Raw genomic sequence first — 21,258 nt, 5'->3', positions numbered from 1 at the left:
ATACCCATTCACTGGCCGAACGCGCGCCCTAATCCGCCTGGCACACCACTGCTGTCAGTTTCCTGCCAAGGCCCATTCGGGCTCAGCGACCAGCTCCAGCCATTGTCAAACCGGTAGTAGGTGCGCTGCCGGTAAAAGGTATTGGGCTGTTTCTCCAATACATATACCCCAAGCTTGGGGTCCCAGTGGCTGGCCCCACCAGGCGGTGGCGCAAAACTGGCCGAGGTGCGCGGCATTGGCTTGGGTATCGCCGCCGGCTTGCTCGGCTGAGTAGAGGGCTGCCCGCCCGGCAATGGCTTGACCACCGGCCCCTGCGGCGGCACACGCTCGATCGGTGGCGCGGGCTGCTCATACGGCTGATGCACCGTACACGCAGACAAACCCAGGGCCAGGGTAATCAGGGTCAGGCGGACGGTGCTGTGCATGGGATTGCTCTCTTACTGGTCGGGGCTGTCGATGGTCAGGCGCTGGGTGGCCTGAGTAGCGCTTGGCAGCGGTACGCCCTGGCCAATCCACTCGCCGTGAGTAGGCTGGCCAGCGCGCGAAACACGTGCAACCAGTTGGACTTCGGCAAATTGCGACAGTTTCATCTGCGGCATCATTGCGTCAGCATCCGACAATTCCACTTCGATCGGCAACTGCGCCACGGTCACCCGCTTGGCTGCCAGCGGCATCGGTGGGCCATTGCTGGCGCGCGCGAAAATGAACACCGTGTCGTCCGGCTTGACCTTGTCCTTAAGCGCCGCCGCCAGTTCCACACGTACTTTCAGGCGAGCCGCCACAGGCGCAGGCTCGGCAGCCTGTGCTGGCGCTGCGCCCAGCCGCTCGGCGGCGCGGTCGATACCGCCCTGCAGGGCCGCGCGCGATGTATCCCCCTCCGGCAACTGCGCCAGCAAGCGCTTCCAGTAGTCTATGGCTTCCTGATAGCGCTCACCTTCGAAGGCAGCGATACCGCGCAGGCCCAGGCTGGTGACCTCATTGGGGTCGGCCTTCAGCGCTTCGTCCGTCAGCGCCTGTACCTGCGGGCTCCACTGCTTGTCGGCGGCGAAGTACAAGGCCTGGGCCCACTGCCCGAGCAGTTCGGGCTGGCGACCCGCCAGCGCCACTGCTCGCTCGAAGGTACGCGCGGCATCGGCCGGGCGCTGCTCGGCCATGTAGGCCCGACCGAGGAAATACAGGGCCTCGGCCGAATCCGGCTGAGCCTGCACCACACGCTCCAGGCGTGTGGTCATTTCTTCCATCGACTTCGGCGCCTCGGCGAATTCCTGGGTCAGCGCCACCTTGTCGGCTGCACCGAAGTGCAGGTACAACCCCAGCGCCATCAGCGGTACCAGCACGGCAGCCAGCAGCGGCAGGGCCTTGCCAAGATGGCCCTGGCGTGGGGCCTCGGCGCCCTCGGTGTCGGCCAGCAGCTCGCGGGCTGCCTCGTCACGGCCCTTGGTCAACTGCGCCTCGTCGAGCACACCGGCAGCCTGCTGGGCAGCCAGTTCGGCAATACGCTCCTGGTACAGGGCCACGTTCAGGGCCGTGCGGTCTTCTTCCTGCTGGCGACGACGGCCACGCAGGATCGGGATCAGCAAAAAGCTGAGGGCAGCGAGCAGCAGCAGGCCCGCGCTAAGCCAGAATTCAATCATGGGTCTGTTCTTTTTCCAGCAGTTTGGCGAGACGCTCGCGTTCTTCGGCAGACAACTCATTGGCGCCCTGCACAGCCGCACCACGGCGCCGGCGAACGATCACCGCCAACACCACGAAGCCACCGGCCAGCAAAATCCCCGGGCCGAACCACAGCAGCCAGGTACGCCCGCTCAGCGCAGGCTTGTAGCGCACGAAGTCGCCATAGCGGTCGACCATGAAGTCGACGATCTGCTGGTTGCTCTGGCCTTCACCAAGCATGCGGAAGATTTCCCGGCGCAGGTCAGCGGCAATCGGTGCGTTGGAGTCGGCAATGTCCTGGTTCTGGCACTTGGGGCAGCGCAGTTCCTTGGTCAATTGCTGGTAGCGCTCGCGCTCGGCCTCGTCGCGAAACTGGTAGGTGTCGATGGCCGCCTTGGCCACGCCGGCCAGGCTCATGCCCAGTACGGCAGCTGCCAGCCAACGCTTCATGGCTTGGCCTCGTCGACCAGGCCTTGGTACAGCGGCGCCAGCTGCTCACGCCATACGGTGGCATCGACAATGCCCACGTGCTTGTAACGGATGATGCCCTTGGCATCGATCAGGAAGGTTTCAGGCGCGCCGTACACCCCCAGGTCCAGGCCCAGGCTGCCTTGCTCGTCACGGATATCCAGCTGGTAGGGGTTGTGGAACTCGGCCAGCCATTTCTGCGCGGCGGCATTGTCGTCCTTGTAGTTGACCCCGTGGATCACCACACCCTGCTGGGCCAGCTGGTTCAGGTACGGGTGCTCGACCTTGCACGACGGGCACCAGGTGGCCCACACGTTGACCAACGCCGGGCGCCCCTGCAAGTCAGCCTGGGTCAGCGTACGGTCGCCCTGAGTCGAGGCCAGGGAAAACACCGGGAACGGTTTGCCGATCATTGCCGAGGGCAACTCGTCGGGCTTGAGGAACAACCCCTTGTAGAGGAACACCGCCACCAGCAGAAACACCGCCAGGGGGACTACCATGATCCAACGCTTCATGCAGCTGCTCCAGACACGCCCAGGGCATCGCGTACCCGGGTCTTGACCTTGACGCGGTAGCGCCGGTCGAGGGCCGCCAGCAACCCGCCCAGGCCGGTCAACAGACCGCCCAGCCAGATCCAGCGGACATAAGGCTTGATATGCACACGCACGGCCCAGGCGCCGTTCTCCAGCGGCTCGCCAAGGGCGACGTACAGGTCGCGGGTAAAGCCAGCGTCGATGCCTGCTTCGGTCATCATCGACTGCTGCACGGTGTACAGGCGCTTCTCTGGGTGCAAGGTGGTCACTTCACGGCCATTGCGGCTGACCACGATGGTGCCCTTGTCAGAGATGAAGTTCGGCCCTTCGAAGTGCTTGGCGCCCTGGAACAGGAAGTGGTAACCACCCAGCTCCACGCTTTCGCCCGGCGCCATGCGCAGGTCGCGTTCGGCGCTGTTGTTGCTCGACAGCACCACGCCCAGCGCGCACACCGCCAGGCCCAGGTGCGCCAGTTGCATGCCCCAGTAGCTGCGGCCCAGGCCGGGCAGCCCCTTGACCAGGCCCTTGTGGCGGGTCTTGTCGAGAATGTCACGCAGCCCGCCGAGCACCACCCAGGCAGCCAGGGCGAAGGCCGTCAGGGTCGGCCAGTCGAAGTCGTCGACGATGAAGCCGGCAACCGGGGCAAGGATGGCGCTGCCGATCAGCACCGGGGTCATCATGCTGACCAGCCATTTGCCCGGGGTGTCCTTCCAGCGCACGACCACGCCAATGCTCAGCACTACCATCAGCAGCGCCATCAGCGGCAGGAACAAGGCATCGAAGTACGGCGGGCCGACCGACAGCTTGGCCCCCGTCAACGCATCGAGCACCAGCGGGTACAGGGTGCCGAGCAGAATCATCGAAGCCGCCACCACCAGTACCAGGTTGTTGGCCAACAGCAGCGTTTCCCGCGACCACAGGGCGAACCCGACCTGGCTCTTGACCACCGGTGCGCGCAGGGCGAACAGGGTGAGCGAACCACCGACCACGAACAGCAGGAAAATCAGGATGAAAATGCCCCGCGACGGGTCGGCGGCAAATGCGTGCACCGAGGTCAGCACGCCCGAGCGCACCAGGAAGGTACCCAACAGGCTCAGCGAGAATGCGGCAATTGCCAGCAGCACGGTCCAGCTCTTGAACACCCCGCGCTTTTCGGTCACTGCAAGCGAGTGGATCAGCGCCGTACCCACCAGCCAAGGCATGAACGAGGCGTTTTCCACCGGGTCCCAGAACCACCAGCCGCCCCAGCCCAGCTCGTAGTAGGCCCACCACGAGCCCAGGGTGATACCCACGCCAAGGAAGGCCCAGGCGACGATGGTCCACGGCCGCGACCAGCGCGCCCAGGCGGCGTCGAGGCGGCCGCCGAGCAAGGCGGCAATGGCGAAGGCGAAGGCCACCGAAAAGCCCACGTAGCCCATGTACAGCATCGGCGGGTGAACGATCAGGCCAAAGTCCTGCAACAGCGGGTTGAGGTCACGGCCATCGGTCGGCACCTGCGGCAGCAGGCGCTGGAACGGGTTGGAGGTAATGATCAGGAAGCTCAGGAAGCCCACGCTGATCATGCCCATGACCGCCAGCACGCGGGCCAGCATCACCTGCGGCAACTGCCGCGAAAACACCGACACGGCAAAGGTCCAGCCGCCGAGGATCAATGCCCACAACAGCAACGAGCCTTCGTGGGCACCCCACACCGCGCTGAACTTGTAGTACCAGGGCAAGGCGCTGTTGGAGTTGCTGGCTACATAGGCGACCGAGAAGTTATCGGTCATGAAGGCATGGGTCAGGCAGGCGAAGGCGAACGCCAGGAAGGCAAACTGCCCCCACGCCGCCGGCCGTGCCAGGCTCATCCATAGGCTGTCGCCACGCCAGGCACCGAGCAGCGGCACACTGGCCTGCACAGCGGCAAAGCAAATGGCCAGGATCATCGCCAACTGGCCCAGTTCGGGGATCACCAACGCGGCGTTCATGGCTTGGCCTCCCCGCCCGTGGCGGCCTGGCCGCTTTCTTTCAGGGCTTTGCTCACCTCGGGCGGCATGTACTTCTCGTCGTGCTTGGCCAGCACTTCATCGGCCACCACCACGCCGTCGGCGTTGACCTTGCCAAGGGCGACAATGCCCTGCCCTTCACGGAACAGGTCGGGCAGGATGCCACGGTAGGTGATCGGCACCGACTTGTTGAAGTCGGTGACCACGAAGCGCACGTCCAGTGAGTCGGACGAACGTTGCACCGAGCCTTTCTCGACCATGCCGCCAGCGCGGATGCGCGTGTCCAGCGGTGCTTCGCCGTTGGCGATCTGGGTCGGTGTGTAGAACAGGTTGATGTTCTGCTGCAATGCGCTCAAGGCAAAGCCGACGGCAACCCCGACGCCGACCAGCAGGCCGACGATGAGCAACAGGCGTTTCTTGCGCTGCGGATTCACTGGTTGTTCTCCCGGCGCAAACGGCGCGCCTCTTCTTGCAGGTAGCGACGGCGGGCCAGCAGTGGCGCGGCGACATTCAGCGCCAGCACCGCCAGGCAGATGCCATAGGCCGACCACACGTACAGGCCATGGTGGCCCATGGCGAGAAAGTCACCGAAGGTGGCAAAGCTCATTGTGCGGCCCTCCGCCCCAGGCTGTTCAACACTTCATCCTTGACCCAACTGGCGCGTGCCTCGCGCTTGAGCACTTCAAGGCGCATGCGCAGCAACAGCACGGCGCCGAAGAAGCAATAGAAGCCCAGCGCCGTGCACAGCAGCGGCAGCCACATTTCTGCAGGCATCGCCGGTTTTTCGGTGAGGGTGAAGGTGGCGCCCTGGTGCAGGGTGTTCCACCACTCCACCGAATACTTGATGATCGGGATGTTCACCACGCCGACGATCGCCAGCACCGCGCAGGCCTTGGCCGCACTGTCACGATTACTGATCGCCTGGCCCAGCGCAATAATGCCGAAGTACAGGAACAGCAGGATGAGCATGGACGTAAGGCGGGCATCCCACACCCACCAGCTGCCCCAGGTCGGCTTGCCCCAGATGGCGCCGGTCACCAGCGCCACGGCGGTCATCCAGGCGCCGATAGGCGCGGCGCATTGCAGGGCGACGTCGGCCAGTTTCATCTTCCACACCAGCCCCACCACCCCGGCCACTGCCAGCAGCACGTAGCAGGACTGCGCCAGCATCGCCGCCGGCACGTGGATATAGATGATGCGGAAGCTGTTACCTTGCTGGTAGTCCTGGGGAGCGAAGGCCAGGCCCCAGGTGATACCGACCAGCAGCAGGAGCACGGCAGCGCCGGCCAGCCATGGCAGCATGCGGCCGCTGATGGCATAGAACCATTTCGGGGAGCCCAGCTTGTGGAACCACGTCCAGCTTATTTTCATCAGGGTACATCCAGGGTATTTGCCGGGCTTGAGAGCCCGGGACTCGTTATTCACCGACGCTGATCTTCAGGCCGGCCGCTATCGCAAAGGGTGCCAGGGTCACGGCCAGTGCCGTGAGGCTGGCGAGCCAGAGCAGGTGGCCGGTTGCCGGCATATTTTGCAACGCCGCTTGCAACGCACCACTGCCCAGGATCAATACAGGGATATACAACGGCAGAATCAGCAACGCCAGTAACAAACCACCGCGCTTAAGGCCGACTGTCAGCGCCGCGCCTACCGCACCCAGCAGGCTCAATACCGGCGTGCCCAACAGCAGAGACCCAAGTAGCACCGGCAGGCAATGGCTCGGCAGCCCCAGCATCAGCGCCAGCAACGGCGCCAACAATACCAGCGCCAGCCCGGAAAAGATCCAGTGCGCCAGCACCTTGGCCAGCACCAGCAATGCCAGCGGGTGTGGCGACAGCACCCATTGCTCCAGCGAGCCATCTTCGAAATCGCTGCGAAACAGGCCGTCCAGTGACAGTAGCACCGCCAGCAATGCTGCCACCCAGACCAAGCCCGGCGACAAAGTTTGCAACAATTGGCTTTCCGGGCCGACCGCCAGCGGGAACAAGGCTACGACGATGGCGAAAAACACCAGCGGGTTGGCCAGCTCGGCCGGGCGACGGAACAGCAGGCGCGCTTCGCGGCGCAGCAACAAAAGGAACACACTCATGCCGCCCATTGCCCCAGGTTCAGTTCACGGTAACCGGAGGGCTTGCGTTCCAGCGTGTGGTGGGTGGTCAGTACCACCGTGCCGCCCTGCTCGCAGTGGGCCGCCAGGTGAGCTTCCAGCTGCGCCACACCTTGCTTGTCGAGCGCAGTGAAGGGTTCGTCGAGAATCCACAGCGGCGGGCAAGCCAGGTGCAACCGGGCCAGGGCCACGCGGCGCTGCTGGCCGGCCGACAGGGTATGGCAGGGTACATCTTCGAAACCGCGCAAGCCGACAGCCTCCAGCGCCGCCCAGATCGCTTCGCGGCTGGCCGGCTGATGCAGGGCGCACAGCCAGGTAAGGTTTTCCTCGGCGGTGAGCAGGTCCTTGATGCCGGCGGCATGGCCAATCCACAGCAGAATGCTGGCCAGGGCATGGCGCTGTTCGGCCAGTGGCTTGCCGCCCAGCAGGATCTGCCCGGCGGTCGGCTGCATCAGCCCGGCCAGCAGCCGCAGCAGGCTGGTCTTGCCGCTGCCGTTGGGGCCGCTGATCTGCAGCATGTCGCCGGCGCCCAGCTCGAAATCGAGCTGTTCGAACAGCAGGCGCCAGTCGCGCTCGCAGGCCAGGCCCGCGGCTTGGAGGTGAAGGGTCACGGTTTCGCCTTATCTTTGTAGGGCTTCGCGCCGGCGACGCCGGCCCGAAGCCCTTGTGTCTCAAGTCACCCGGCGCGCTGCCGTTATACTGGCAACCACGGGCGCTCGGCATTATTACACGCGACGCCGCGCTGCCAAGAGGCCGGGCTCGACAGGTTGTATACAATCATGACTGAAATCAATAGTCTCGGCGCACAAACCGCGCTCAACAGCCAAGCCATGAAGGCCGGCATGACCGGCGAACTGCTGCGCCTGATCCAGGCTCAGCCCGGCCTGTTGGCCCCCGGCGAGACCGCGCAGGCCGAAGTCGTGTCGTTGCGCCAAACCGGCCAGGAGTTTCAGCTGGTGCTGCGCCTGATCCAGGCCAACGGTGTGCAGACCCAACTGCAGGCCAACGCCAGCCAACCTCTGCCCCAAGGCAGCCAGGTCACGGTCAGCCAAACCGAAAGCAACCGCCTGGCGATCATGCTGCAACAGGCGAGCGCCAGCCAGGTCGCCACCCTTACCCAACTCGATACCAGCAAAGTGCCGGTCGGCACCCTGCTGCAAGGCAAGGTGCTGACCAACCAGGCACTGGCTCAGGCACCCGGCCAACCGGCAGTCTACCGGGCGCTGGTCAGCCTGCTCAACAGCGCCCAGGCCGGCGCCACCCTGAGCATCGACAGCCCGCGTCCGCTGGCCATTGGCAGCCTGCTCAGCGCGCTGGTGCAGGGTGACCAGTCGCTGCGTTTCGTGCCGCTTAGCGGCAGGCAGGACCAACTCAGCATTGCCCAGCAGTTGCTTACCCAGCAAAACCGCCAGGCCTCGCTGCCCGGCCTGCTCAACGCGCTGCAACAGCTTACCCGCGACCCTGGCGCCGATGGCGACCTGCGCGCCAGCGCCGAACGCCTGCTGGCCGGCCTGCCGGATGCCCGGCAACTGGGCGATGCCAAGGGCGTGGCCCAGGCCCTTAACAACAGCGGTGCTTTCTTCGAAGCAAAACTGCTGGGCGGTTTCCCCGCCAGCGTCGCCACCGACCTCAAGGCACACTTGCTGCGGCTGGTCGGCCAGGCCCCGGCCCTCCCGACGGGCACCATCAACCTGGCCCCCGCCAGCCTTGCCGTGACCATGCCGGCGCTGGCACGCAGCGCCCTGGGCATGCTCGAACGGGTCAGCCCGAAACCGCAGCCGGGGGCATTTCCGCTGCCCACGCGCCTGCTCAAGGCCCTGGAAGACGAAGGCGACCTGCAACAGCTGCTGCGCCTGGCTGCAGCTGCCGTTTCACGCCTGCAGAACCACGCCATGAGCAGCCTGCAACAAACCGGCACGCTGGAAAACGGCAACCTGCAGACCACCTGGCAAACGGAAGTGCCGATCCGCCACGGCCAGGAATTCATCCCGCTGCAGGTCAAACTGCAACGCGAAGAAACCCCGCAACAGCAGGCCGACCGCCAACATGAAGCGCAAGACCCGCTGCAAGCCCTGTGGCGTATCGAGCTGGCTTTCGACCTTTCACCACTGGGGCCCATGCAGGTGCAGGCACAATTGAGCCAGGGCCGCCTGAGTGGGCAACTGTGGGCAGAGCGCGAGCCAACCGCGCGGCTGATCGATACCCAGCTCGGTGCCCTGCGCGAGCGCCTGCTGGCACGAGGCCTGGATGTTGGCGACCTGGAATGCCACCCCGGCACGCCGCCACAAGGCCCGCGTACGCGGGTAGAACAACGCTGGGTGGATGAAAACGCATGAGTCAGAAGCACACACGCCAAGCCATTGCCCTGAACTACGATGGCCAGCAGGCCCCTACCCTCAGCGCCAAGGGTGATGATGCGCTGGCCGAAGCCATCCTGGCCCTGGCCCGCGAGCACGAGGTGCCGATCTATGAAAACGCCGAACTGGTGAGGCTGCTTGCACGCCTGGAACTGGGCGAGCAAATACCAGAGGCGTTGTACCTGACCATTGCCGAGATCATTGCATTTGCCTGGCAGTTACGCGGCAAAGTCCCCTACGGCTTCGACACTTCATCAAAAGGTGAGCGTGACGTGACCGAGGTGCTCCCGCTTCTGCCTGGCCCGCCGGCTTGAGTCTCTGGCTCAGCACTATCTACCGCTCCCCTGCCGATCAGTCGATCAATGCTGTGGTTTTCCCAAACCACGGAGACCGACATGACCACCCCGCACATCAATGCTGCCGGCGTACAAAGGGTTCGCGATCATCTGGCTATCCTTCCCCGTCCTGACCACGAGGCCAAACGGGCAATTGCCGATTGGCTAACCAGGCAGGGTGTGAACCTTGACCCTGACCTGATCGATGTTGTCACGCTGCATGTTCACCCCCATGGCTTCGCCAGCTACCAAGCTGTGGTCGTCCAACGTATCAGCCTTACCCAGGCGGTACTGACGAATTGGCAAGGCGAATCCAACAACAATTTCTTCGGCGGGTTATTCAGAGAACCGTGGGCCGGCAAGCTGCCGGAAGATGGCCCGATCACGCTGGTCGATCACTTACCCCCACAACCCATTTACGATAATGGCGCCTGGTATCAAGTGTTCAATGGCCTGTTCAGGCGCACCACGCCCGCCCGTTACGATCACTCGACACTGCTCGACATCCACGCCGAAGCACTGCAAGCACATATAGAAGCACTGGACTTCCACACCCGTTACAGGGCGTCGCTCGATACCTACTGGCACAAACACCTGGCGGACTATCGACTGTGCTGCAAGCTCAACTTCATCGCTGCCTGCAACAAACAGGTCGCAGAAGGCAGCCTGAGCGATGCCGCACGCAAACTGGCCTGGCGCGCCGCCGAGCTGATTCCGCGCGGCAAACGTTTACGCTTGAGCACCCTGAGCATCTACGGCTATGCCGCTACCGATTTGCTCTACATCAACGATGGCAAGACCGACCTGAGCCTGCTCTACGCACCAGGTAACAGTTCGCCAATACTTGAGTTCGCCAGCGAAAATCTATTGAAAGACTGGATGGGTGAACGGTGTAGAGACGCAGCCGGGCGCCAGGCGCTCAAACAACATTTCCGCTTGGCCGACGGCCCGCAGGGCATCGATTTCAGTGGCCTGGACACTGCGCTGGAAGGCCTGGGTGTCTACCCGCTCTACCACCGTCTTCCAGCGGAACATGGCTTTTTCAACGATGACGGCAAATGGCCGCCGCGTACCTATGTCAATTACCGTCCGGACAAGTACAACCCCGACATTACCGGCGACCTGTTTCAGGCCATGGCTGAGCGGCAGCGCCAACGTTGCTACGACGATGCCGACTTCATCATCACCAGCAATGCGCAGGTAAACAAATCCAGATGGGCCAGCTACCTGAATAGCACCCTGAATCTTGTGGCGCCGTTGACATTCGTGGTGCCTGGGCTTGCTCCCCTGCTTGCACTGGGCGGAATAACACAGCTTGCCCTTGGCCTGGACCAGGCTATCAATGGGAAAACCTTGCGCGACAAGCAGCAAGGGGTGGGCAATATCGCTTATGGGCTCTTGAATGCGACCCCCTTGGCCGCTGAAGTCATGGTCAAAGGCACTGCACTGTTCCGCTTTCAGGAGGACGGCTTCGTTCTCCCGCGCAAAATCAATGAGCAATGGGGATACCCTCTGAGCCCCGTAAGCCCGCCCCATTTACCGGAAGTGGAGGTAGCGCCCTATTTCCACCACCCCGCGCACATAGCGCCGCTGGAAGGTGCTGATGCCGAAGTGGCCAATTCGGTACGGCGCTATCCCAAGTACAACGGTGATACGGATCAGCTTGTCGGTTACTTGGAAGAGGTACCCGGCTACGTGGAGGAACTCGACCTTGTGTATGACATGGAAACCGATTTGTTCATCACCATTGAAGGCACCAACGAGGTAGCACCGGTTTACTACGAGGCCGAGCCCGGGACCGGCAACGTACGCATCGCCAACCCCGAAGGCCGTAACGTCACCGACCAGATGCGCATGGCATCCCTGCGTGCACTGGGTATCGATGTGCAATTTCCCATACAGCTACCGGCCCCGATCGTCCAAGGCGCTCACCCCATCCCCAAGCTCATTTCGTCACTGTGGGTTGGCGATAAACCCCTTGGCGACACGTTGCTGGATACACTGGCGAACAATGCAGGATTGCTGCGCGATAGCGCTTACCGTTATCGGTTATTCCTGTCTAAAGCAAACCCCGAGGCCTATGCGCAGAACCTGCGCAACCTGGATGCAAAAGTACCTGGGTTGCAAGTGTTGCCCCTGGAAGACCAGGCATTCTTCAAAGCCTTCGAACAAAGCCCGTACTTTGCCCAGTATCAAGCGGCAATCGATGGCAATGGCGGCGTAGCCACCAACTTTTCCTCAGCGTCGGATGTGTTGCGCTACCCGATGCTGCACGCCGAAGGCGGGTTGTACATGGACGTCGATGACCAGCTGCTAGGCACTGCTGCCGGCACCTCCCAGAACACAGCGGCCATCGATACCGTTGCCCTGGTCACCACCGATGACGGGTTGTTGTTGTACCCGCCCATGCAGAACGAGAAGCTGGGCATGAACACGCTGTTCAATACCAGCATGATTGGCAGCCACGCCGGTAACCCAATACTGTTGACGATTTGCGAAGAGATGCGTGCCCGCTACCTGGTCAACGCGGACTTTTATCAGCTGCGCCCCACGTTGGCAGATGACCCAGCGGGCTTCTACCGCTATGCCAACCGGCTAAGCGAGCTGTGCGGCCCCGGCATGCTCAATGCCGTGATAGACCGGGCTCTTCCAGATCTCTATTGCATGCGTCAGATTCACAACCTGTACATGATGCCGCGCATCAACAGCTTCCTGTACGTAGACCTGGAAGCTTTCAAGGCTTTACAGCTCCAGCGCACGCCACTTTCCCGCGTGGCCAAAGTGGGCGGCATGCATTCCTGGGCCACTACCTGAATGCCAAGGCGGCAACACCCCTGAACGAAACGGGCGGCCTGGGCCGCCCGTTTGATCAGCCGCTGCGATGCAGCTTGCTCATCAATTCCGCCTCGGCCTGGGTCAGGCCGCAGCTTTCGGTCAGCTCGGCCACGCTGGCGCCCATCCCCACCAGCTTGGCCGCCTGAGAAAACGTGACGTTGTTGGGGTCGCGCTGCTCCAGTTGCTGGATCTTGTCGGGCAGCGGGGCCATCGTCACGCTCAGCTCGTGCAGCGCTTCGCCCATGCGCACGGTGCCGTTCTGGTAGTCGTCCAGGCGCTTGGCCAAGTCCTTGATGCGCTGGTCACGCAGCGCGTCGCCCTCGGCCTGCTGCGCAGCCAGCTCGCGCTGGCGCTTGCTGTAGTTGAGGAAGAACCACAGGCTCAGCGCCCAGACCAGCGCCAGGAAGATGACAGCAACCTGTAGAATCAACTCAGATGTTCTCCAGCTCGGACCATTCTTCCTCGGTCATCATCTTGTCCAGCTCGACCAGAATCAGCAGTTCGCCATTCTTGTTGCACACACCCTGGATGAACTTGGCCGACTCTTCGTTACCCACGTTCGGCGCGGTCTCGATTTCGGACTGGCGCAGGTAAACCACTTCGGCCACGCTGTCCACCAGAATGCCGACCACCTGCTTGTCAGCCTCGATGATGACGATACGGGTATTGTCGGTGACTTCAGTCGGCATCAGGCCAAAACGCTGACGGGTGTCGATCACCGTCACCACGTTGCCGCGCAGGTTGATGATACCCAGCACATAGCTTGGCGCGCCCGGCACCGGGGCAATCTCGGTGTAGCGCAGCACTTCCTGCACCTGCATCACGTTGATGCCGTAGGACTCGTTGTCCAGACGGAAGGTAACCCACTGCAGGATCGGATCTTCAGAACCTTGTGCAGACGACTTTTTCATTCCCCTACCCTCAAAATCCGCCGTTGGCGGTGTGTTCGGTGTCATTTCTGTTTGGCATGCATCTGCTTGACCGCGCCACTGGCGATCAACTCGGCCAGTGCGGCGACGTCGAGCAGTGCACACATGTGTTCGATCACGGTACCGGCCAGCCACGGGCGCTGACCACGCTGGCTGCGCCACTTGATCTCGGACGGGTCCAGGCGCAGCGAGCGGCTGACCTGGTGCACCGCCAGCCCCCATTCGTAACCTTGTACGGAAATCACGTATTGCAGGCCCTGGCGAAAGTCATCGCGGTAGCGGTCGGGCATTACCCAGCGCGCGGTGTCCAATACCTTCAGGTTGCCTGCCTGGCAAGTCAGGATGCCGAGGAACCAGTCGGGTTGACCGAACAGGGGCGTCAGCTCCTGGCCCGCCAAGGTGTAGATCGAGCCCAGGCACACCAACGGCACCGCCAAAGTCAGGCCGGCAACATCGAACAGCAGGCATTCGAACGGCTCGGCCGCCCACACCGGGCGACCGTCGACGGTGGCCGGGGGCAGAGGCAGGTTGGGTGCTGGCAGGTGCACATCGACCAGCGGTACAGCCGGTTCCACGGCTTGCTCTTCGACCAGCACCGGGATAGCGGCTTCGGCCACCACCGCCTGCTCGACCACCGCCACCACCGGCGCTTCCACCGGCATTACGCTGGGCAAAACCGCCAATCTGGGTTCAGCGAACGGCCGCGAAGCAACGCTGACGGTGGCTTCAGCAGGTTCAGGCTGGGCCAGCGGCCGGGCATCGCGTACCTGCTCCTCACGCACCGCCTCGGCGAACTCATCCGCCGCCGGCGGCTCGCTCAGGTCTTCGGCCTCGGTGGCCTCCTGCAGCAGGCCGTCGAGGTATGACTGCAGGGCCATCTGTGGCCGGGTGCTGGTGTGCCGAATCTGGGTCATCAGGCCACCTGCACTGAAGGCTTGTAGGTCAGCAGGTGCTTGAGCAGCGCCCGGTAGGCAATCAGCCCACGGCTCTTGCTGTCGAACTGCGACGGAGTGACGCCTTTGCGGCTGGCATCGCGCAGGCGCGTATCGACAGGAATGTAGCCCTGCCACACCTGCTGGCCATAGCTATCGCGCAACTGCTTGAGCGTGCCCAGCGAAGCCTGGGTACGGCGGTCGAACAAAGTCGGCACGATCTGGTACGGCAGCGCCTGCTTGCGCGAACGGTTGACCATGGCCAAGGTCCCGACCATTCGCTCCAGGCCCTTCACCGCCAGGAATTCGGTTTGCACCGGAATCACCAGTTGCTGGCTGGCGGCCAAGGCATTGACCATCAGCACGCCCAGCAAAGGGGGGCTGTCGATCAGGGCAAAGTCGAAATCCTGCCACAGCTGCGCCAGACTCTTGGCGATGACCAGGCCCAAGCCATTCTGCCCCGGCGACTGGCGCTCCAGCACCGCCAGCGCGGTACTCGACGGCAACAGCGAAATGCGCTCGTCGCTGGTGGGCAGCAGCAGTTGCCCAGGCAAGCCCTCGGGCACCGCGCCCTTGTTCAGGAACAGGTCGTAGCAGCTGTGCTCCAAGGCATCCGGGTTGTGCCCGAAATAGCTGGTCATCGAGCCATGCGGGTCGAGGTCGACGACGACCACGCGCTTGCCGGCCTCGGCCAGCAGGCCGGCCAGGGCGATGGTAGTGGTGGTCTTGCCCACGCCACCTTTTTGATTGGCTACTGCCCAGACTCTCATAGGACGACTCTTGACTCATTCATTACACCGGAGACCCGTGGAAGCTGGCTTGCCGGCAAGCCAGCTTCCACAAGTCAAGCGGTGACAGAGAATTGACGAGTTACTGCCCCGCCACCGTTGCTGGCGTTGCCGGTGCACTTTGTGTGCCAGCCCGGCGCAATGCGGCATCCGGCGTGGCATTGGCACTGCCCGAACCAGTCAGGCTGCGGCGCACTTCGAGGTTGCGGGAAATCACCAGCACCACCCGACGGTTGCGTGCGCGGCCGTCAGCGGTGTCGTTGCTGGCCACCGGCTGGTACTCGCCATAGCCAACCGAGGCCATGCGCGCCGGGTTGACCCCTTCCATGGCCAGCAGACGCACGATGCTTGCCGCCCGCGCCGACGACAGCTCCCAGTTGGTCGGGTACTGCGCGGTGCGGATCGGCAGGTTGTCGGTGAAGCCTTCGACGTGCACCGGGTTGGCGAACGGCTTGAGAATGTTGGCCACCTTGTCGATGATCGCAAACGCCTTGTCACTGGGCATGGCATCGCCACTGCCGAACAACAGCGACGAATTCAACTCGATCTCGATCCACAGCTCGTTGCCACGCACGGTCATCTGGTTACTGTTGATCAGGTCGCCAAAAGCGTCGCGCACATCATCGCTGATGGTTTTCAACGGGTCGACATTGGTCGCGGCCAGGCCCGCCTCGGTCTGCTCGCTGTCTTTCACCAGTGGCTCTGCCGGGCGCACGCTCAATGGCTGTTCATCGCCAATGGGGATCGGCTTCATGCTGCGCTCGGGGTCATTGAAGACACCAAGCAAGGCCTGGGAAATGACCTTGTACTTGCCCTCGTTGATCGAGGAAATCGAGTACATCACCACGAAAAAGGCGAACAACAAAGTAATGAAGTCGGCGTAAGACACCAACCAGCGCTCGTGGTTTTCGTGTTCCTCGGTATGACGACGGCGACGCATGGTTACTCCATGAAGCCTTGCAGCTTCAGCTCGATCGAGCGCGGGTTTTCACCCTCGGCAATCGACAACAAGCCTTCGAGCAGCATCTCGCGGTAGCGCGACTGGCGCATCACGTTGGCCTTGAGCTTGTTGGCAATCGGCAGCAGGATCAGGTTGGCGCTGGCCACGCCGTAGATAGTGGCGACGAAGGCCACGGCAATACCGTTGCCCAGCTGGGACGGGTCAGCCAGGTTGCCCATCACGTGGATAAGGCCCATCACCGCACCGATGATGCCGATGGTTGGCGCGTAGCCGCCCATGCTCTCGAACACCTTGGCAGCCTGGATGTCACGGGCTTCCTGGGTCAGAAAGTCGACTTCAAGAATGCTGCGGATGGCTTCTGGCTCGGCGCCATCCACCAGCAGCTGCAGGCCCTTGCGCGCATACGGGTCGGGCTCGCTGTCGGCCACGCTTTCCAGGCCGAGCAGGCCTTCCTTGCGCGCGGTCAAGCTCCAGTTCACCACGCGATCGATACCGCCCGCCAGGTCAACCCGTGGCGGAAAGAGAATCCAGCGCAAAATCTGCAAGGCGCGCTTGAACGACGACAGTGGCGACTGCAGCAACGCCGCCGCCAGGGTGCCGCCCAGCACGATCAGTGCCGCCGGGCCATTGATCAGGGCACCGACATGGCCGCCTTCGAGGAAGTTGCCCCCGACGATGGCAACAAACGCGAGGATCAGGCCGATCAGGCTGAGGACATCCATCAGACGCACGCCTCCACCAGGTGCTTGCCGATTTCGTCCAGGCTGTACACCGCATCGGCCAGGTTGGCCTTGACGATGGCCATGGGCATGCCATAAATCACGCAGCTGGCTTCATCCTGGGCCCACACCGTGCTGCCCCCCTGCTTGAGCAGGCGCGCGCCTTCGCGGCCATCGGCGCCCATGCCGGTGAGCACCACCGACAACACCTTGTCACCATACGACTTGGCCGCCGAACCGAACGTGATGTCCACGCAGGGTTTGTAGTTCAGGCGCTCGTCACCGGGCAGGATCTTCACCGTGCCACGGCCATCGATCATCATCTGCTTGCCACCAGGGGCCAGCAGGGCCAGGCCAGGGCGCAGCATGTCGCCGTCCTCGGCCTCCTTGACGCTGATGCGGCACAGCTTGTCCAGGCGCTCGGCAAAGGCCTTGGTGAAGGCCGCCGGCATGTGCTGGATCAGCACGATCGGCGCCGGGAAATTGGCCGGCAATTGGGTCAATACCCGCTGCAGGGCCACCGGGCCACCCGTGGAGGTGCCGATAGCCACCAGTTTGTAGGGCTTGCGCTTGGGCGCTGGCGAGTGCGTGGCCGCCGGGGCCGGGGCCGCTGCACGGGCAGGCACAGCCGGGCGCGCCTGCGCCGGGCTGGTGAAGGTGCTGGCGGGCGCGTGGCTACTGGCAGGCGCAGGCGCGGCGACCGGGGCCGTTCTGGCATAGCTGCCAATACGGCGGTTGCTGCGGGAAATGGTATGCACCTTTTCGCACAGCAGTTGCTTGACCTTGTCGGGGTTGCGCGAGATGTCTTCGAAGTTTTTCGGCAGATAATCCACCGCGCCGGCGTCCAGTGCGTCAAGGGTCACGCGGGCGCCCTCATGGGTCAACGACGAGAACATCAATACGGGCGTCGGGCAGCGCTGCATGATGTGCCGCACAGCAGTGATGCCATCCATCATGGGCATTTCGTAGTCCATGGTGATGACATCGGGCTTGAGCGCCAGCGCCTGGTCGATTGCTTCCTTGCCGTTGGTCGCGGTACCCACTACCTGGATCGTCGGATCCGCCGAGAGGATTTCCGAGACGCGGCGGCGGAAGAAACCGGAATCATCCACCACCAGGACCTTGACTGCCATAAACACTCCATTAGGCGGCGCAACCCGCCAGGGTGCGCCACCGAAATCAAATACGCCGCGCGGCGTAACGCTTGAGCATGCTCGGGACGTCGAGAATCAACGCAATGCGACCGTCGCCAGTGATGGTGGCCCCGGACATGCCCGGGGTGCCCTGCAGCATCTTGCCCAGTGGCTTGATTACCACTTCTTCCTGGCCCACCAGTTGATCGACGACAAAGCCGATGCGTTGGGTGCCGACCGACAGGATCACCACATGGCCCTCGTGCTGCTCTTCGTGCACCTGGCCCTGGACCAGCCAGCGCTTGAGGTAGAACAGCGGCAGCGCCTTGTCGCGCACGATCACCACTTCCTGACCGTCGACCACGTTGGTGCGCGACAGGTCGAGGTGGAAGATCTCATTGACGTTGACCAGCGGGAAGGCAAACGCCTGGTTGCCCAGCATCACCATCAGGGTGGGCATGATCGCCAGGGTCAACGGCACCTTGATGACGATCTTCGAGCCCTGGCCCTTGGCCGAGAAGATGTTGATCGAACCGTTGAGCTGGGAAATCTTGGTCTTCACCACGTCCATGCCCACGCCACGGCCGGACACGTCGGAAATCTCAGTCTTGGTCGAGAAGCCTGGGGCGAAGATCAGGTTGTAGCAGTCCGACTCGCTCAACCGCTCGGCGGCGTCCTTGTCCATCAGGCCCTTTTCCACGGCCTTGGCACGCAGGATGTTGGGGTCCATGCCCTTGCCGTCGTCCGAGATCGACAACAGGATGTGGTCGCCTTCCTGTTCGGCCGACAGCACTACGCGGCCAGTGCGCGCCTTGCCGGAAGCTTCACGCTCATCGGGCATCTCGATACCGTGGTCGACAGCGTTGCGCACCAAGTGCACCAGCGGGTCGGCCAGGGCCTCGACCAGGTTCTTGTCCAGGTCGGTCTCTTCGCCGACCAGCTCCAGGTTGATCTCTTTCTTCAGTTGGCGAGCCAGGTCGCGAACCAGCCGTGGGAAGCGGCCGAAGACTTTCTTGATCGGCTGCATGCGGGTTTTCATCACCGCGGTCTGCAGGTCGGCGGTGACCACATCGAGGTTGGACACGGCCTTGGACATGGCCTCGTCACCGCTGTTCAGGCCCAGGCGCACCAGGCGGTTACGCACCAGCACCAGTTCGCCGACCATGTTCATGATCTCGTCCAGGCGTGCGGTATCGACGCGCACGGTGGTTTCCGCTTCGCTGACGGCATGCTTGTCGGCGGTCGGCGCCGGTGCGCGCGGTGCTGCGGCAGGTTTGCTGGCCGGCGCTGGCGCGGCGGCGGGCTTGGCCACCGGCTGGCTGGTGGCCTTGGCGGCAGCCGGCGCTTGCACCTTGGCCGCAGCCGGCGTCTCGACAGCGGCAACGTCACCACCGAACTTGCCCTTGCCATGCAACTGGTCCAGCAGGGCCTCGAACTCGTGCTCGCTGATTTCATCGCTGGTGGCGCTGTTGTCGGCCACGGCAGGCGCCGGCGCCTTGACGGCAGGCAAGGCGTCAGCCTGGAAAGTACCCTTGCCATGCAGCTGGTCGAGCAGCGATTCGAATTCGGCGTCGGTGATTTCGTCACTGAGCGCTTCGGCGCTGACGGCAGCCGGCGGCACAGCAACCTCGGCACTGAACTGGCCTTTGCCGTGCAACTGGTCGAGCAGCGATTCGAACTCGGCGTCGGTGATTTCGTCACCGGCACCACTGACGGCCTCGCCCTGCATCTGTTCATCGGCCGCCGCTTGCGCCTTGACCGCATCGAGCGAATCGAGCAGCTGCTCGAACTCGCTGTCGGTGATGTCCTGCTGTTGCTCCTCGGCCTCTGCCGGCTCCGCAACCGCCACCTCGGCAACGGGCGCCGGCGCTGCAACAGCTTCGGCCCCACCAGGTTCGGCCAGGCGCGACAACGCGGCCAGCAACTCAGGGGTGGCGGGCGTGACTTCGGCACGCTCGCGCACCTGGCCAAACATGCTGTTGACCGTATCCAGTGCCTCGAGCACCACATCCATCAGTTCCGCATCGACCCGGCGCTCACCTTTGCGCAGGACGTCGAACACGTTCTCGGCGATATGGCAGCACTCCACCAGCTCGTTCAGCTGGAGGAAGCCGGCGCCCCCTTTTACAGTGTGGAAACCGCGAAAGATCGCATTGAGCAGGTCGGCATCGTCGGGCCGGCTTTCCAGCTCGACCAGTTGCTCGGACAGTTGCTCAAGAATTTCGCCGGCTTCTACCAGGAAATCCTGGAGGATTTCTTCATCGGCGCCGAAGCTCATCAAACGTGCTCCTTAAAAACCCAGGCTGGACAGCAGATCATCGACATCGTCCTGACCGGACACGACGTCTTCACGCTTATCGGCATGAATCTGCGGACCTTCACCCCGAGTCGGATGTTTTTCTCGATCTTTTTCTGCGCGCAATTGATCGTGGTCATGCTGAATGCCTGCAAAACGATCAACTTGGCTGGCCATCAGCACCAGTTTCAGCAGGTTGCTTTCCACTTCGGTTACCAGGCTGGTAACGCGTTTGATCACCTGGCCGGTCAGGTCCTGATAGTCCTGAGCCAGCAAAATGTCGTTGAGGTGGCCGGCGACCTTGCGGTTACCTTCGGCGCTGTGCGTCAGGAAACTGTCGACACGCTTGACCAGATCACGGAATTCCGGCGCAGCCACTTCGCGGCGCATGAAGCGTTGCCAGTCGGTACTCAAGGCCTTGGCCTCGCTTGCCAGGTCGTTGAGCACCGGGGTGCTTTCCTCGACCAAGTCCATGGTGCGGTTGGCCGCGCCTTCGGTCAGCTTGACCACGTACGACAAGCGCTCGGTGGCGTCGGTAATCTGCGACACCTCCTCAGCCTGCGGCATGGTCGGGTCGATCTGGAAACTGACGATGGCGCTGTGCAGCTCGCGGGTCAGCTTTCCCACTTCCTGGTACAGGCCGCGATCGCGGGTTTGGTTCAGCTCGTGAATCAGCTGCACCGCCTCGCCGAAACGGCCCCGCTCCAGGCTTTCGACCAACTCCTGGGCATGCTTCTTCAGGGTCGATTCGAACTCGCCCAAAGAGGTTTGTGATGAATCCATGGCGCGCCCCCTGACGTGACTCAGCCGTTGACGCGTTCGAAGATCTTCTCGATCTTTTCTTTGAGCACCTGAGCGGTGAACGGCTTGACCACGTAACCATTGACGCCGGCCTGGGCCGCTTCGATGATCTGGTCGCGCTTGGCTTCGGCGGTCACCATCAGTACCGGCATGCTTTTCAGCTTTTCGCTGGCACGCACTTTACGCAGCAGGTCGATGCCGGACATGCCCGGCATGTTCCAGTCGGTCACCAGGAAGTCGTAGTGGCCGTTCTCCAGCATCGGCAGCGCCGTGGTGCCGTCATCGGCCTCTTCGGTGTTGGTGAAGCCCAGGTCACGCAACAGGTTCTTGATGATCCGCCGCATCGTCGAAAAGTCGTCAACGATGAGGATTTTCATGTTCTTGTCCAATTAGACCTCCAAGCAGTCTCAAACGCGCTCGGCCTACCGA

At 62.9% G+C, this 21,258-nt stretch carries 23 protein-coding genes; 3 read left to right on the top strand and 20 right to left on the bottom strand.

Annotation, left to right across the window (positions count from 1 at the left end; all coding sequences use genetic code 11):
* Window positions 1-8: 8 nt before the first annotated feature.
* From DM807_RS06665 to ccmA, 10 genes are read right to left on the bottom strand one after another with little or no spacing between them, the layout of a single operon-like run.
* A complete protein-coding gene (locus tag DM807_RS06665; RefSeq protein ID WP_069942268.1) occupies window positions 9-425 on the bottom strand; it encodes a hypothetical protein in 417 nt (138 codons plus the stop codon).
* 12 nt (window positions 426-437) lie between these two features.
* A complete protein-coding gene (gene ccmI, locus DM807_RS06660) occupies window positions 438-1,634 on the bottom strand; it encodes a c-type cytochrome biogenesis protein CcmI (protein WP_012273470.1) in 1,197 nt (398 codons plus the stop codon).
* A complete protein-coding gene (locus DM807_RS06655) occupies window positions 1,627-2,103 on the bottom strand; it encodes a cytochrome c-type biogenesis protein (RefSeq protein ID WP_012273471.1) in 477 nt (158 codons plus the stop codon). Before DM807_RS06655 ends, ccmI begins: the two co-directional genes overlap by 8 nt.
* Complete coding sequence (locus DM807_RS06650) at window positions 2,100-2,636, bottom strand: DsbE family thiol:disulfide interchange protein (RefSeq protein WP_012273472.1); 537 nt, start codon at window positions 2,634-2,636, stop codon at window positions 2,100-2,102. The genes DM807_RS06655 and DM807_RS06650 overlap by 4 nt, the downstream gene beginning before the upstream one ends.
* Window positions 2,633-4,606: a heme lyase CcmF/NrfE family subunit gene (locus DM807_RS06645; RefSeq protein ID WP_171577282.1), complete on the bottom strand. Its 1,974-nt coding sequence runs from the start codon at window positions 4,604-4,606 to the stop codon at window positions 2,633-2,635. Before DM807_RS06645 ends, DM807_RS06650 begins: the two co-directional genes overlap by 4 nt.
* An 11-nt stretch (window positions 4,607-4,617) precedes the next feature.
* Complete coding sequence (ccmE, locus tag DM807_RS06640) at window positions 4,618-5,073, bottom strand: cytochrome c maturation protein CcmE (RefSeq protein WP_012273474.1); 456 nt, start codon at window positions 5,071-5,073, stop codon at window positions 4,618-4,620.
* Window positions 5,070-5,246 (bottom strand): heme exporter protein CcmD, encoded by a 177-nt coding sequence (gene ccmD / locus DM807_RS06635; protein WP_012273475.1) that lies wholly within the window; start codon window positions 5,244-5,246, stop codon window positions 5,070-5,072. Before ccmD ends, ccmE begins: the two co-directional genes overlap by 4 nt.
* Window positions 5,243-6,010, bottom strand: a complete 768-nt coding sequence (locus DM807_RS06630; RefSeq protein WP_012273476.1) for a heme ABC transporter permease — start codon at window positions 6,008-6,010, stop codon at window positions 5,243-5,245. The genes ccmD and DM807_RS06630 overlap by 4 nt, the downstream gene beginning before the upstream one ends.
* Before the next feature lie 46 nt (window positions 6,011-6,056).
* Window positions 6,057-6,734, bottom strand: a complete 678-nt coding sequence (ccmB, locus tag DM807_RS06625; RefSeq protein WP_374701045.1) for a heme exporter protein CcmB — start codon at window positions 6,732-6,734, stop codon at window positions 6,057-6,059.
* Window positions 6,722-7,354: a cytochrome c biogenesis heme-transporting ATPase CcmA gene (ccmA, locus tag DM807_RS06620; RefSeq protein ID WP_012273478.1), complete on the bottom strand. Its 633-nt coding sequence runs from the start codon at window positions 7,352-7,354 to the stop codon at window positions 6,722-6,724. Before ccmA ends, ccmB begins: the two co-directional genes overlap by 13 nt.
* A 168-nt stretch (window positions 7,355-7,522) precedes the next feature.
* Between ccmA and fliK the strand changes: the two genes are divergently transcribed.
* From fliK to DM807_RS06605, 3 genes are all read left to right on the top strand, one after another.
* Complete coding sequence (gene fliK / locus DM807_RS06615; RefSeq protein ID WP_179027180.1) at window positions 7,523-9,079, top strand: flagellar hook-length control protein FliK; 1,557 nt, start codon at window positions 7,523-7,525, stop codon at window positions 9,077-9,079.
* Entirely contained in the window at window positions 9,076-9,414 is a 339-nt protein-coding gene (locus tag DM807_RS06610; RefSeq protein ID WP_012273480.1) for an EscU/YscU/HrcU family type III secretion system export apparatus switch protein, read from the top strand. Before fliK ends, DM807_RS06610 begins: the two co-directional genes overlap by 4 nt.
* Window positions 9,415-9,495: 81 nt before the next feature.
* Window positions 9,496-12,249 carry a dermonecrotic toxin domain-containing protein gene (locus tag DM807_RS06605; protein WP_179027179.1) on the top strand — a complete coding sequence of 918 codons (2,754 nt, stop codon included), beginning with the start codon at window positions 9,496-9,498 and terminating at the stop codon, window positions 12,247-12,249.
* A gap of 55 nt (window positions 12,250-12,304) precedes the next feature.
* Here the strand turns inward: DM807_RS06605 and DM807_RS06600 are convergent, their stop codons facing one another.
* The 10 genes from DM807_RS06600 to DM807_RS06555 all read right to left on the bottom strand — a co-directional run bounded on the left by DM807_RS06600 (window position 12,305) and on the right by DM807_RS06555 (window position 21,206).
* Entirely contained in the window at window positions 12,305-12,700 is a 396-nt protein-coding gene (locus DM807_RS06600) for a DUF2802 domain-containing protein (protein WP_012273482.1), read from the bottom strand.
* Window position 12,701: 1 nt separating this feature from the next.
* On the bottom strand, window positions 12,702-13,181 hold the full coding sequence (locus DM807_RS06595; RefSeq protein WP_003254393.1) for a chemotaxis protein CheW: 480 nt from the start codon (window positions 13,179-13,181) through the stop codon (window positions 12,702-12,704).
* A gap of 41 nt (window positions 13,182-13,222) precedes the next feature.
* Window positions 13,223-14,113 (bottom strand): CheW domain-containing protein, encoded by an 891-nt coding sequence (locus DM807_RS06590; protein ID WP_060493024.1) that lies wholly within the window; start codon window positions 14,111-14,113, stop codon window positions 13,223-13,225.
* Complete coding sequence (locus DM807_RS06585) at window positions 14,113-14,901, bottom strand: ParA family protein (protein WP_012273484.1); 789 nt, start codon at window positions 14,899-14,901, stop codon at window positions 14,113-14,115. The genes DM807_RS06590 and DM807_RS06585 overlap by 1 nt, the downstream gene beginning before the upstream one ends.
* Window positions 14,902-15,001: 100 nt before the next feature.
* Window positions 15,002-15,859, bottom strand: coding sequence for a flagellar motor protein MotD (gene motD, locus DM807_RS06580; protein ID WP_012273485.1), 858 nt, complete (start codon window positions 15,857-15,859; stop codon window positions 15,002-15,004).
* Between the two features lie 2 nt (window positions 15,860-15,861).
* The gene (locus DM807_RS06575; RefSeq protein WP_012273486.1) at window positions 15,862-16,602 is read right to left on the bottom strand and encodes a flagellar motor protein; all 741 of its coding nucleotides are present in this window, start codon (window positions 16,600-16,602) and stop codon (window positions 15,862-15,864) included.
* On the bottom strand, window positions 16,602-17,732 hold the full coding sequence (locus DM807_RS06570) for a protein-glutamate methylesterase/protein-glutamine glutaminase (protein ID WP_012273487.1): 1,131 nt from the start codon (window positions 17,730-17,732) through the stop codon (window positions 16,602-16,604). Before DM807_RS06570 ends, DM807_RS06575 begins: the two co-directional genes overlap by 1 nt.
* A 46-nt stretch (window positions 17,733-17,778) precedes the next feature.
* Window positions 17,779-20,010: a chemotaxis protein CheA gene (locus DM807_RS06565; RefSeq protein ID WP_012273488.1), complete on the bottom strand. Its 2,232-nt coding sequence runs from the start codon at window positions 20,008-20,010 to the stop codon at window positions 17,779-17,781.
* A gap of 12 nt (window positions 20,011-20,022) precedes the next feature.
* A complete protein-coding gene (locus tag DM807_RS06560) occupies window positions 20,023-20,811 on the bottom strand; it encodes a protein phosphatase CheZ (protein WP_012273489.1) in 789 nt (262 codons plus the stop codon).
* Between the two features lie 20 nt (window positions 20,812-20,831).
* Window positions 20,832-21,206: a chemotaxis response regulator CheY gene (locus tag DM807_RS06555; RefSeq protein ID WP_171577279.1), complete on the bottom strand. Its 375-nt coding sequence runs from the start codon at window positions 21,204-21,206 to the stop codon at window positions 20,832-20,834.
* Window positions 21,207-21,258 lie beyond the last annotated feature (52 nt).

Origin of the sequence: Pseudomonas hunanensis, from assembly GCF_013393325.1 — a bacterium.
Taxonomy (GTDB): domain Bacteria; phylum Pseudomonadota; class Gammaproteobacteria; order Pseudomonadales; family Pseudomonadaceae; genus Aquipseudomonas; species Aquipseudomonas putida_P.
Note: the sequence above shows the minus strand (reverse complement) of the source record. Positions and strands in the feature narration are given on the sequence as shown.